The sequence below is a fragment of the Yersinia sp. LJYL362 genome, assembly GCF_048323875.1.
In genome coordinates this window covers 1-12,071 of the sequence record NZ_JBLWEX010000153.1, presented here as the reverse complement: position 1 = coordinate 12,071, position 12,071 = coordinate 1, and the positions used below count along the sequence as shown (strand labels likewise).

The window sequence follows — 12,071 nt, the reverse complement described above, 5'->3', positions numbered from 1 at the left end:
GCAACAATGAAAATGGCATGCCACGTCGCTCTCGCCGCTCACCTCGCCACCTGCGTGTCAGTGGTCAACGCCGTCGCCGCTATCGTGATGAGCGCTACCCAACTCAGTCAGCTATGCCGCTGGCGGGGGCTTTCGCCTCACCGGAAATGGCATCAGGTAAAGTGTGGGTGCGTTATCCAGTGGCTCAACCGTTTGAACCCGCCTTTGTGGAAAATCCGGTTGAAGAACAACAGCCTGTTGAATACGTACAGGAAGTGACTGCTGTCGTAGAACAAGTTGCTGTTGTTGCAGCACCTGTTGCCGCTGCAGCACCTGTTGTTGCTGTCGTAGCTGAAACTATTGTGCCGACCCCAGCCCCACAACATAAGCCCGGTGGTTCTTCATCATCCGCTGCTGCCGTACCGGGCCGTGCGCCGGTTGTTGTAGAAACGGCAATAGTAGAAACGGCAATTGTAGAAACGGTAACTGTAGCGCCAATCGTTGAAACCCGTGCTATTGAAGAACCTGTTCAGGTAACTGACATTGCACCAGCAACAGAAACTATCACGGCAGTCGAGCCAGTGACCGAAGACGCTGTGGCAACAGAAACTGTAGTTGAAGCGACTATCGAACCCGTCGCTGTCGTGGAAGAAGCCGTAACCCAAGAGCCTGTTGTTGAAGAAACAGCAGCTGTAGTTGAAGACGCGACAGTCGCTGAAGAAGCTGTAGTTGAAGATATGACAGTTGAAGAAGTGACAGTTGAAGAAGCGGTGGTTGAAGCACCAATCGTGGCGGAAACAGTGGTTGAAGATACTGTGGCAGAAGAAGCTACGGTGACTGAATCAGTAGCCGATGCGGCTCCTGTTGCGGTTGCACCACAAGAGACGGTTGTTGCTCATCCTGAAGGAGTGTTATTCAAGCACTATGCTTCAGCGCCAATGACCAAAGCACCAGCACCTGATTACGAACCAGCATCGCCAAGCCAAGGCCATTGGGAACGCCCAGCCTTTGATTTTGCAGGTAAAGGGTCTGCGGGTGGTCATGCGGCAGCAACTAAGGCAACAGCACCAGCAACAAAGCCACAATCGGTTGAATAGTAGCAATATCGTTCGGCCCTAATAGTGTAAAACCCGCCATTTGGCGGGTTTTTTATTGAGCAAAGATTATCACGCGATTTGCTTCACTTTCTTTATCTCAAGGCTTTCCAACTTGCCTTCAATCGCTTTGACAAACGCGTTGAAGTGCTCGGTTTTATTATGTTTTTCTAATGCATCTTCAGATGCCCAGCGTTCAAAAAACACGAATGAGCCTTTTTGATCGCTTTCAGCATGGAGATCATATTGCAGATTCCCCTTCTCTTCACGACTCGGTTCGATAACCTGATGAACTGCGGCAGTAACCTCAGCAATAAATTCAGCTTTCGCCACTAAACTGGCAATAACACGAACTTCCATAGTTATTCTCCCATCTGTACATTTAATTGGCGTATTTAACGATAAATCAATCACTCACCCTTTTGGGTATTTTTTCGAGACCTTTCTATAAGAGCCCCTTTTTGCATTGTTTTCAACTTAGTCGTAACAATCAGATGCATCTGGAGCACTTTCCGCTTATCCTTAGACCCCGCCGGAAACAGCACAAAAACCCCGATATCTCATCATGACTGCGGAGCTCGTTGAATGACTGCACAACCCCAAACCCTGAAAATTCGCCGCCCCGATGACTGGCATATTCATTTACGTGATGACGAAATGCTCAGTACCGTGCTGCCCTATACCTCCGAGGTGTTTGCCCGGGCTATTGTCATGCCGAATCTGACCCCACCGATAACCACCGTTGCCAGTGCCATTGCCTATCGGGAACGTATTTTGGCGGCAATTCCTGCGGGCCATAAATTCACGCCACTAATGACGTGCTACCTGACCAATACTCTCGACGTCAATGAACTGACTCAAGGTTTTGAACAAGGTGTGTTTACCGCAGCCAAGCTGTATCCGGCCAATGCCACCACCAACTCAACCCATGGTGTCTCAGATATTCCAGCGATTTATCCCCTGTTTGAACAAATGCAGAAGAAAGGTATGCCATTACTGATCCACGGGGAAGTCACTGATGCTGCCATTGATATTTTTGATCGTGAAGCACGCTTTATTGACCAGGTCCTGGAGCCGATACGCCGTCAATTCCCTGAGCTAAAAATTGTCTTTGAGCATATCACCACCAAAGACGCTGCTGACTATGTGCTGGCAGGCAATCGTTTCCTTGGTGCGACCATCACCCCTCAACACTTGATGTTCAACCGTAATCATATGTTGGTTGGCGGAATTCGCCCTCACCTGTTCTGCCTGCCCATTCTAAAACGCAGCACTCATCAAGAAGCCCTGCGTCAAGCGGTTGCCAGTGGATCTGAGCGCTTCTTTCTTGGAACTGACTCTGCCCCGCATGCCAAACATCGTAAAGAGTCATCCTGTGGTTGCGCGGGGGTGTTCAATGCTCCGTCGGCACTCGCGGCTTATGCCACCGTTTTTGAAGAGCTGGGTGCATTGCAACATCTGGAAGCATTCTGCTCTTTGAACGGCCCACGCTTCTATGGTCTGCCCGTTAACAAAGATTTCGTTGAGTTGGTTCGGGTTCCTTTCCGACAACCTGAAGAAATCACACTCGGAAATGAATCTATTATTCCTTTCCTTGCTGGCCAGAGCATCAACTGGTCAGTTAAAGCCTGATAACATCAGCTGTAGAGCGCACTTTTTCTACAGCTGAAATTTTTTTATCAACCAGTTGCGGCCTGAATATTTATACTGTATAAATAACCAGTATAAATATTCGGAGGGCTAAATATGCGTGTTGAAGTCAGTATTGATAAAAAAAACCCGTTACCCGCAGGTGCTATCGAAGCACTCACCAATGAATTGAGTAAACGATTGAAGACTAAATTCCCGGACACCACCACTGCAGTACAAGTGCGTTATGCCGGAGCCAATAATCTTTCTGTTTTAGGTGGAGCCAAAACGGATAAAGATCTCATCTCTGAAATATTACAAGAAATATGGGAAAGCGCGGACGATTGGTTCGATGCGGAATAAATCACAATAAAAAATATGTTGTATACCCTAAATAATTCAAGTTGCGGGAAGGCGGCAAGTGAGAAAATCCCGATGAGCTTACTGTGTCGTAAGTGATTCGGGTAACAAATCGGTCAGGAGCCGATTTGAACGCTGCTTGCAGCGGCCTCGTAGAGGCGAGGCCCATGGACGGGCCGAGTAACGAGCGTAGCCAACGCACATGCAGCTTTAAGTATGACGGGTATAGGTAAATGCTGTTTTGCCGGGGAATCGCTCCTCGGCTTTTTTCATTTTAATCTTCGCTTAATTAATCATCAGGAAATAAATAATTTGTAAAGATCTGTGGATAATCACCACATTCATCAGCGCTTGCGTATACTAAAAAAGTTCACTTAGTATTGAGTCGCATTGATCCTCGTTAGTCACTCCAGTTAGTAACTACTATGTAAGGGGTCTTTATGGACAGAAATGATGAAGTTATCCAGACTCACCCGCTCGTTGGTTGGGATATCAGCACTGTAGATGCATATGACGCGATGATGATACGTCTTCATTACCTGTCTTCCATGGATCAACCGCCTGAAGATGCGCTGGTTGATAGAACACTCTGGCTGACGACTGATGTTGCACGCCAATTAATAAATATCTTAGAAGCAGGCATTGCTAAAATTGAGTCATCAGAATACCAAGACTTGGACCGCCGTAAGCATTAATTATCACCAACAATTAATTTCTCAAAGCTCACAAAAAAGGCACCCATAATATGACTGGGTGCCTTTTTATTAACCGCTCCCATCATAATAACGCTAACATCCCTTTTGCTCCTTTCGGTCACGTGTTATTACTATCGTTTTAATTTTATCGCGACTTGCTGCCTTTCATTTAAATCGTTCTGGTCATTATCAGGATAAAAACTGCGTTTCAAATCAAACAGCGTAAATAAGGTCGGCGGTGATATTCACCAAGGTGAAAAATATGGATTATGATTTGATTGTCATTGGCAGTGGCTCGGTCGGTTCTGCCGCAGGTTACTACGCCTCACAAGCCGGTTTAAAAGTGCTGATGATTGACAGCGCTATGCCCCCTCACCAGGCAGGCAGTCACCATGGCGACACCAGAATCATTCGCCATGCATATGGTGAAGGCGAGAAATATGTTCCATTAGTATTACGCGCACAAGCACTATGGGATCAACTCTCCGCTCAGACGGGTGAAAAATTGTTTCAGGCCAGTGGGGTACTCAATTTGGGGCCTGATGATTCAATTTTCCTGAAAAATGCACAACTCAGCGCACAACAATATAATTTACCCGTCGACATTTTAAACGCAGCGCAGGTTCGCGAGAAATGGCCAGTACTTACTGTACCGGATAATTATATTGGTGTGTTCGAACCACAATCAGGTTATTTACGTTCAGAGCTGGCAATAAAAACACTGATCAACGCGGTCACTGAGGCGGGTTGTGGCATTTTATTTAACTGCCCGGTAACCGCGATTGAACCATTTGATGATGGGATTGATGTTGTAACCATCGATGGCACTTACAGCGCTAAGAAAGTGGTGGTCACCGCTGGCACTTGGGTTAAAGAATTACTGCCGCAATTACCCATAACAGCCATACGCAAAGTTTTTTCCTGGCACCATGCTGATGGTCGCTACAGTGAAGGGAATCATTTTCCCGCATTTACAGTAGAAACACCGGATAATATTCATTACTACGGGTTTCCCTCACAGAATGATGAACTGAAACTCGGTAAGCATAATGGGGGTCAACCGATAGAATCAGCCGCACAACGTAAGCCATTTGGGGCTTATGCTGAAGATGGTACTGAAGTATTTGGCTTTTTGCGTCATTTCTTACCTGGCGTGGGTGTTTGTCTACACGGGGCAGCATGCAGCTATGATATGAGTCCCGATGAAGATTTCATTATCGATACCTTGCCAAACAACCCTCATATTATGGTAGTGACGGGCTTAAGTGGCCATGGATTTAAGTTTGCCACCGCACTGGGTGAAGTCGCCGCACTCTTTGCGCAAGATAAAACATCACCTATTGATATTTCTGCGTTTTCACTAGCACGATTCGCTCATTCTTAGACTACAAATGACCATTAATTGATTAAATTGCTGCCAATAACTATTTGTATTTAGAATAAGTTATTGGCAATTAATTTATATTGCTTATCTTTTAATTTCAGTATAAAACACCATTAGTTTCGCAATTAACGGGAGGTTCATTCGTTAAATCCGTCAAGAAACATCGTAAATCCCGAATTGACGCTTCGGTCATCATAGGATTACCTTATCCTTGTATGCAGCCAGGTATGGTTGCAGTTAGACAAGGATGTATGTCATATGAAAATATTAATTATTGATGAATGTTTTTATACCCGCTCAGGGGTAAATACTTATTTAAATAACTCAACATCGCTTAATTTAAGAGATGTGCCTACAGTTGAACAAGCGACATCAGCTATCCATGATTTTAATCCTGAGATAATAATTGTAAATCTTACTCAATATTGTCGCTTTGGGGGCCATTGCCCGTTATTAGAGCATTTTCTGCGTTGTTGTGATCAGGCAAAAGTTTATATTTATTTGGATGCGGCCTATCCATTCAGTGAAACACCGATCCCTCTGACTAACTCTGTGTCTATTCTGGCTAAAAAGCATCTGCCTCAACTGCTTCAGCACCTATCCTGTGTTTCACATGATACAGCCAAGCCACATCTGTCATGCCCCTCATCGCTGTTCAGCCCACAAGAACATAAAGTCATGTGTTATTGGATGACAGAAATGCCTAACTACCGTATCGCCAAAAAATTGAACATCAGCGATAGCACGGTTTACTCACATAAACGCCATATTACTGAGAAAATAAAAGTCAGGAATCGCTTGGAGTTGTGCTTTATTTACAACGTATTTAAATATTTATACTAGAACGTAGTCTGGATGTAGTGAAAATGTCGTCGATATAGGGTTCGAGACCGAACTAAGTCAATACTTATACAAGCTTAAATCACAAATAATGTAGCCGGAAAAATATAACGCGAAATAACTTGCTGTTAGAAAAAATCGGTTACATTCTACTTAAATGACGTTATATGCGCCAACCTGCAAATTTTATCTTTTTCGCACATATCAGTTAAAAAACCATTTATTTTTATTATTCCTAAAGGTCAGAATTCCTCCCCTAGGTTATTGTTTGCCCAATTAAAAATACCTATAATGAGCGATGATTTTAGCCGCAGGCAGTCCGCATGTTAAATAAATTGCTTTCAATGGTTATCAATAATGTACGGGAGCATCTCATACTCTATATCTGTTTGTGGCTCACATTACTGGCACTGGATATTTATTTCTTTTTCTATTAATTCACTGTCCGTACCGTGACCTCACGTCGAGTTAGGCCGCAGGTATAAATTCACCTACGGCCCTCAGATTTTCAACTCAGGATATTGGCTTTTCCGTCTCCGTTTTGGCGGGCTGACCATCACTCAGTAACACCGCAAACTTATAACCGGCAGGCGTTAATTCCAGTGCAATTTTGGCAATAATGGTTAAGGGTACTGAGAGTAACATACCTATCGGCCCCAATAGCCAACCCCAGAAAATCAATGAAAGGAATACCACCAGTGTTGATAACCCCAAGCCGCGGCCCATCATGCGCGGGTCAATAATATTGCCGCCAATCAAATTAATGAGGATATAACCACCGGTTACGGCAAACGCATCGGCAAAACCGTTAAAGAGCAGAGCCTGGATAATTGGCGGGATGGCAGCTAATACTGACCCGATATTGGGAATGTAATTGAGCACAAAAGCTAATAACCCCCACAGGAATGCAAACCTGACGCCCATCGCGGCCAAAAATAGCCAAATCACAATCCCCGTCGCGATACTAATAATGGTCTTAATCACCAGATAATGTGTCACGCCATTCAGCGCACGTCTGAGAATCGCATTCCCTTGTTCTGGATTATCAAACATCAACTGCATTTTATAAGGGAGGCGCTCGACTTCGAAGAGCATAAATACGACGGTCATTAACAGCAAGAAGGTACTGGCCATAGCACCAGAGAGGTGGCTAAGCAGGCGGGTAACAAAGTTCATCGCCATGCTGGGATCGACATGTTTCATAATGTCATCCACGGAGAATTCAATATTAAAGCGCATAGCAAATTCTTGCAGATCGCGCATTTTTTCCAGCATCATCCCGCGATATTGCGGTAATGAGCGGGCAAATTCATTTAATGAAGAACCTAAGCGGCTAAAGAGTAATGCCATCAGTAAAACAATAATGGTTACCAGCAATACAATAGCCAATGTGCGGGGGATCTTTATTTTTTCGAGTAATTTCACCAGAGGGTTTAAAACAATAGCGAGAAATATGGCCAGTAAAAAGGGAACCACAATCGGCGATGCCGCCTTGATCCCAGCCATAATCACGACCAACATTGCCAGCATCGCAACTAAGCGCAACCCTTGGCCACTTACCACAGGTTTTGTCATTATCAATCCTTGTATTGGAACCGCCACGGCTCAAAATGGCAAAAAAAAGACGTTATCGGATAAAATAACCGACAACGCCTTATTTTAATAGCACCAGATATTACTTATCTATGCCCTTTTCCGGCATGGGAATATGCATGGTTGTTTGCAGTAATCCCTTAGACTTATTAAATATCTTAATGCCGTTTTCACGCCCTGCCCGACGAGCGCGTTGCTCTTCTTGAGGTAGCTTCAGTTCTTCCTGACAAATCGGGCTACAGCAACCTTCAAATTTTGCAGCACAAGTGGGGCACTGAATGAACAGCAAGTGGCAGCCATCATTCTTACAGTTTGTGTGCGTATCGCTTGGCGTGCCGCACTGATGGCAATGCGCAATAACTTCATCAGAGATCCGCTCACCCATCCGCTCATCAAAAACAAAGTTTTTACCTTTAAACTTCAGTGGTAAACCCTGTTCCTTTGCTTTGCGAGCATATTCGATAATCCCGCCTTCAACGTGATAAACATTTTTAAAGCCATTATGCAGCATATAAGCGCTGGCTTTCTCACAGCGAATCCCACCGGTGCAATACATAACAATATTCTTCTCTTTGTCATGTTGCAGCATATCAACCGCCATCGGCAGTTGTTCACGGAAAGTATCCGAAGGAACTTCTATCGCGTTCTCGAAGTGGCCTACTTCGTATTCATAATGATTACGCATATCGACGAACAAGGTATCAGGGTCATCAATCATCTGATTGACCTGATCGGCCTTCAGATAATGCCCGACGTTACTGGGGTCAAAACTGTCATCGTCGATGCCGTCAGCCACAATGCGCTCGCGGACTTTCATGCGCAGCACCCAAAATGACTTGCCGTCATCTTCATGTGCAACATTCAGCCGCACGGGGTTCAGCGCAGGATGCGCGGCAAACAGTGCCACTTTAAATTCATCATAACGGTTAGCAGGCACGCTAATTTGGGCGTTGATACCCTCTTTGGCCACATAAACCCGGCCAAACACCCCGAGCTTAACAAATTGGCTATAGAGGTTATCGCGGAAGGCTTTTGCATCTTCCAATATGAAGTATTTATAAAAAGAAACTGTGGTGCGCGGTTCGGTTTCAGCCAACATGCGCGCTTTAAGTTCCTCATTAGAAATTCGGTTATGTAACACTGGCATGGTGTACGTTCCTGTCTTTCAGAGAGGTTACTGATAAATATTTAATTACTGCTCAATGGGTTACGTAAGTCATTCGACAGCTAACCACGGTAAATCATCGCGCAATAGAACTGATACTTGGGCACCGGTCACCCCGTGCGGCGCATATAATACCCGAAACACCGGCATGGCACATCTTTAGCGGCAATTTCGATCAGTAAAAGCAGAGAGTACAATGCCGATGAGTAAAGCCACTCCAGCGGAAATCAGTAATGGGTTGCTCTGCCAATCGGCACCGAAATAACCTAATATGCCCCCGACGACCAATAAACCCGCACTGAGTTTTGCTGCTGCCATCGCGGCTCTCCGATAAGAATGAATAACACCACTGAAATGACTAACCAATAGATACACCGACACTATCATAACGTAGAAATAAAAAATCCCTCTGTAAGTGAGAGGGATTTATTTATCCTTCGGTTAAAATTGTCGTGTATTAGCTTATTCGTTGCAATTTAGCCGGTAGCCCCTGCCGGACTGCCGCGCCACTCACCCAATCGAGCCAGGTGTTGGGGACTTCTCTGGTGGGGTCGGTAAAACCGAGATCGTTCAAATTGGTTCCCTGGCCGATTCGTGGGTCTGACGCCATCACAACGCCATCCAGTGTGTGAGCTCTGGCGCCCATTTCGCGATGACCATAACCATGTTCAATGGCAACAACACCAGGCATAACGCCATCCAATAGACTGACTTGCACCTCCATCTGCCCTCCCGGGGTCATTAACCGCACAATATCACCATGTTGAATACCATTACGTTGCGCATCTTGTGGGTTGATCGCTACCAGATTGGTGGATTTGACCGCACGTAGGCGCTCAATCATCGCCGTTGAGCTACTCATCAGATGGGATTTAAATGACATCAAACGTAATGGCCAGTCGGTTGCCGGATAATACTGGAACACATCCGAACCGTCCGCCAACCGTGGCGGATACCAGGTCGGGCACCCACTGTAGCGTTCACCGGTAATGGCGTGATGATGTTTCGCCACATTTTCATTCCAGATTTGTAGTGGTTTTTTCCATTGCGGCCCAGTGGCATCACCATTCCAGCTCTTCTCATACGGTGCAAACCGTCCACCACGAGCCAGCAAATATGCCACACGCCGCTGTTCATCCTGCTGCAAACTGCGTTGGAGCGCAGGCCATAAACGATCAACACCGGTTAAGCGCAACTCATCATCTGCCGCGGCTGGTAGTGGCTTTTCACCACCATAGGCAATATTGGCCGCCGCGCGTAAGTAATAATCTTCCGCTCGGTCTAGCGGCAAGCTATTCCCCTCGCTATCCTGCATGGCATTAGCCCCAAATCCCGGCAACTTCATCGCCTTAGCAACAGCAATCAAGAAACTCTCCATTGCCACCGGTTCACCTTGTGCGGTGCGGGCGGTGCGTGGCTCCACCACTGGCCAACGAGCGGTGCTGGCTTTCACTAACACCCCAGCCCACGGCGCACTGAACCCCCAACTCTCGAAGTTATGGGTGTCCGGTACGATATAATCCGCCAATGCCGTGGTTTCATTCATAAAAGCATCGATAGCAATGAATAAGGGTAACTGACGGGGGTCTTGCAACCGCTCTTCAATGAGATTACGTAGTCCCGCCACCCCATACAGCGGGTTGGTCATATGGCTTATCCAGGCTTTCAGCGGATAGGGATAGCCCGCCAATGCCGGAGCCAATTGTTCGGTTAACTGCCCGCCGACAAACGGATACCACGGGCCACGGGCCGGATAACCTGATTGCCCTTGTTGGATTTTCTGCTGATATTCTTCTGACTTTTCATAAGGCTGTTTACTGCGCGAGAGCGGTAACCCCTTTGGCTTAACCATGCCCGCAAAAGTGGCTAACTGGTAACGCGGCCCATCGGCAAAACCATCAAACTTGCCGCCACCCACCGACACACCGCCTTTAAGGTTGAGATTACCAATCATGGCGTTCAACATCATGACTGCCCAGGTGGTGTAAAACCCGTTGCCCCCCATCATGCCGCCATGTGAAATCACCGCAGCCTGACGCTGATAGGCAGTGAACTCGCGAGCTAAACCAATAATTGTCGCTTCCGGCACGCCACATTGCTGGCTGTATTCGGCCAGCGTAAAGCGCGCAGCAGCTTGTTGCAGACATGTCATGCCCGATTGCACTTGTACCTTTTGACCATCATGTAAGGTGACGTCTTGGGTGACGAACAATTCGGCCTGTAACATCTGAGCAGCGGGTTGTAACGCTCCATCAATGGCTTGCGCTAATACCGGGCTTTCTTCTCCCTCAGCGACGGGTTCACCACTCAACATAGTGGCGCGTAAAAACTGCCCCGCCAGCGGATGGGTTTCTGTCGTGATGACCAAATGGCTGGCATTGGTCCAACTGCGCTCCCCAGCGGCTTGCATCGCCATCTCACCGGGAAGAGAAAGGTAAGTGCGATTAAATCGCTCTTGTTCGATAATCCAGCGGATCATTCCCATTGCCAGCGCAGCGTCGGTCCCTGGGAGCACCGGAACCCAGCGGTTATGCTGATTGGCCAGTGTGGTGGTTAGCGGCAAGGCGGGCGCGACCACCACATAATTGAAATCATCGCGCTGGCGGGCATTGGCTAACTGCCGCCCTTGGCGCTTAAACGGGTTACCCGATTGCGCTGGAGAAGTTCCCAGAAACAGGGCAAAACGGACATTATCCCAATCTGGCTTCACATGGGCATTTTTGTCCAAATCACCCATCAGTGCCCCCGAGCCAGCGCGATAGGCCAGCCCACAATAAGCACCGTGACTGCCCAGATTTTTAGTGCCAAAGGATTGATTTGCAAAACGCTGAATAAAAGCATCGCGCCCATCATCACCGGCAATAGTCACTAATAACTGATTGGCTTTTGGCCCGAGAGAGGGTTGTTTCGCATCAATCGGCGTCACCAAATCACGGATGGCGCGCAGCCCCTCGACCGGCCCCTCGCCGAATAAATCACCGCCGTCTGTCACCTCGGCAACTAGCTGTTCAAAACTGATACGTTGCCATTGACCACTACCGCGCGGCCCCACGCGCTTCATCGGTTCCGTGATGCGGTAAGGGCTATCGACGCCCTCTAATAGCGTCGCCCCTCGGGCACAAGCGGTTGAGCGCCCCTCCATGCCCTGTTCGCCGCCCAGCCGTTGTAATGCTTCGCTCAGTGGCAACTGATAAGGGAAGTGGTGGTCATGAGATAAGGGGTGGTAAGGGTTACCAGCGATGCGCAGGATCTTGTTCTGCTGGGTATCGACCCGCACCCGTAAGCCGCACAGAGTCCAACAGCCAAAGCATTGTGTCATGGAAACAGCCTGC

The 12,071-nt window shown here is 47.2% G+C and carries 11 protein-coding genes and 1 pseudogene; 7 read left to right on the top strand and 5 right to left on the bottom strand.

Features of this window, described 5'->3' with window-relative positions; translation table 11 throughout:
• Nucleotides 1–1,076: pseudogene (locus ACNSO8_RS07255) on the top strand (ribonuclease E); the annotation flags it as partial.
• A 69-nt stretch (nt 1,077–1,145) separates the two neighbouring features.
• Here the strand turns inward: ACNSO8_RS07255 and ACNSO8_RS07250 are convergent.
• On the bottom strand, nt 1,146–1,433 hold the full coding sequence (locus tag ACNSO8_RS07250) for a putative quinol monooxygenase (RefSeq protein ID WP_418394249.1): 288 nt from the start codon (nt 1,431–1,433) through the stop codon (nt 1,146–1,148).
• A gap of 225 nt (nt 1,434–1,658) precedes the next feature.
• On the opposite strand from ACNSO8_RS07250, the gene pyrC reads away from it, so the two are divergent.
• The 6 genes from pyrC (at nt 1,659) to ACNSO8_RS07220 (ending at nt 6,418) form a co-directional block, all read left to right on the top strand.
• Nucleotides 1,659–2,705 (top strand): dihydroorotase, encoded by a 1,047-nt coding sequence (gene pyrC, locus ACNSO8_RS07245; RefSeq protein ID WP_418394248.1) that lies wholly within the window; start codon nt 1,659–1,661, stop codon nt 2,703–2,705.
• Between the two features lie 114 nt (nt 2,706–2,819).
• Complete coding sequence (gene dinI / locus ACNSO8_RS07240; RefSeq protein WP_418394247.1) at nt 2,820–3,065, top strand: DNA damage-inducible protein I; 246 nt, start codon at nt 2,820–2,822, stop codon at nt 3,063–3,065.
• A gap of 437 nt (nt 3,066–3,502) precedes the next feature.
• On the top strand, nt 3,503–3,757 hold the full coding sequence (gene bssS, locus ACNSO8_RS07235; RefSeq protein ID WP_005157914.1) for a biofilm formation regulator BssS: 255 nt from the start codon (nt 3,503–3,505) through the stop codon (nt 3,755–3,757).
• Between the two features lie 262 nt (nt 3,758–4,019).
• Complete coding sequence (gene solA / locus ACNSO8_RS07230) at nt 4,020–5,141, top strand: N-methyl-L-tryptophan oxidase (RefSeq protein WP_418394246.1); 1,122 nt, start codon at nt 4,020–4,022, stop codon at nt 5,139–5,141.
• A 258-nt stretch (nt 5,142–5,399) separates the two neighbouring features.
• Nucleotides 5,400–5,984, top strand: a complete 585-nt coding sequence (locus tag ACNSO8_RS07225; protein ID WP_418394245.1) for a response regulator transcription factor — start codon at nt 5,400–5,402, stop codon at nt 5,982–5,984.
• Nucleotides 5,985–6,304: 320 nt separating this feature from the next.
• A complete protein-coding gene (locus ACNSO8_RS07220; protein ID WP_174847128.1) occupies nt 6,305–6,418 on the top strand; it encodes a DUF2770 family protein in 114 nt (37 codons plus the stop codon).
• Nucleotides 6,419–6,494: 76 nt separating this feature from the next.
• On the opposite strand, the gene ACNSO8_RS07215 is transcribed toward ACNSO8_RS07220, so the two are convergent.
• The 4 genes from ACNSO8_RS07215 to ttrA form a co-directional block, all read right to left on the bottom strand.
• On the bottom strand, nt 6,495–7,556 hold the full coding sequence (locus ACNSO8_RS07215) for an AI-2E family transporter (RefSeq protein WP_418394244.1): 1,062 nt from the start codon (nt 7,554–7,556) through the stop codon (nt 6,495–6,497).
• A gap of 100 nt (nt 7,557–7,656) precedes the next feature.
• A complete protein-coding gene (locus ACNSO8_RS07210; RefSeq protein ID WP_418394243.1) occupies nt 7,657–8,721 on the bottom strand; it encodes a rhodanese-related sulfurtransferase in 1,065 nt (354 codons plus the stop codon).
• Nucleotides 8,722–8,898: 177 nt separating this feature from the next.
• A complete protein-coding gene (locus tag ACNSO8_RS07205; RefSeq protein ID WP_418394242.1) occupies nt 8,899–9,057 on the bottom strand; it encodes a hypothetical protein in 159 nt (52 codons plus the stop codon).
• Nucleotides 9,058–9,196: 139 nt separating this feature from the next.
• Nucleotides 9,197–12,071 (bottom strand): tetrathionate reductase subunit TtrA (gene ttrA / locus ACNSO8_RS07200; protein WP_418394241.1); only part of this gene is annotated, 2,875 nt, incomplete at its 5' end.

What these genes read in the sequence shown, in the direction of transcription:
- ACNSO8_RS07225 (WP_418394245.1), top strand. Translation starts at nt 5,400, where the DNA reads ATGAAAATATTAATTATTGATGAATGTTTTTATACCCGCTCAGGGGTA.
- ACNSO8_RS07210 (WP_418394243.1), bottom strand. Translation starts at nt 8,721, where the DNA reads ATGCCAGTGTTACATAACCGAATTTCTAATGAGGAACTTAAAGCGCGC.
- dinI (WP_418394247.1), top strand. Translation starts at nt 2,820, where the DNA reads ATGCGTGTTGAAGTCAGTATTGATAAAAAAAACCCGTTACCCGCAGGT.
- ACNSO8_RS07205 (WP_418394242.1), bottom strand. Translation starts at nt 9,057, where the DNA reads ATGGCAGCAGCAAAACTCAGTGCGGGTTTATTGGTCGTCGGGGGCATA.
- ACNSO8_RS07215 (WP_418394244.1), bottom strand. Translation starts at nt 7,556, where the DNA reads ATGACAAAACCTGTGGTAAGTGGCCAAGGGTTGCGCTTAGTTGCGATG.
- bssS (WP_005157914.1), top strand. Translation starts at nt 3,503, where the DNA reads ATGGACAGAAATGATGAAGTTATCCAGACTCACCCGCTCGTTGGTTGG.
- ACNSO8_RS07250 (WP_418394249.1), bottom strand. Translation starts at nt 1,433, where the DNA reads ATGGAAGTTCGTGTTATTGCCAGTTTAGTGGCGAAAGCTGAATTTATT.
- pyrC (WP_418394248.1), top strand. Translation starts at nt 1,659, where the DNA reads ATGACTGCACAACCCCAAACCCTGAAAATTCGCCGCCCCGATGACTGG.
- solA (WP_418394246.1), top strand. Translation starts at nt 4,020, where the DNA reads ATGGATTATGATTTGATTGTCATTGGCAGTGGCTCGGTCGGTTCTGCC.
- ACNSO8_RS07220 (WP_174847128.1), top strand. Translation starts at nt 6,305, where the DNA reads ATGTTAAATAAATTGCTTTCAATGGTTATCAATAATGTACGGGAGCAT.